The following is a 216-nucleotide window of genomic DNA, read 5'->3' on the forward strand; positions in this document are numbered from 1 at the left end:
AGGCTCGAGGCGCTCAAGAAGAGGGCCGGCTCGCGGCTGGTCAGGGCCTGGGAGCTCAAGGAGGACCTGCGGGCCGTCTTCCGGGCAGCCGACGGCTCCGAGGCCGCCGAGCTGCTCGACGACTGGATGCACAGGGCCGCCTACTGCAAGATCGCCAAGGTCGTCGCCGTGGAGAAGAAGGTGCGCCGCCGGCGCGACGACATCATCGCCGCAGTC

The 216-nt window shown here is 70.4% G+C and carries 1 protein-coding gene; it reads left to right on the top strand.

The features are described 5' to 3' along the window. Window positions 1–216: transposase (locus ACQQ92_RS08480; RefSeq protein WP_427796250.1), on the top strand; the 216-nt coding region annotated here is incomplete at both ends.

The organism is Collinsella sp. SGI.241 (assembly GCF_050312955.1).
In the GTDB taxonomy this organism is placed as follows: domain Bacteria; phylum Actinomycetota; class Coriobacteriia; order Coriobacteriales; family Coriobacteriaceae; genus Collinsella.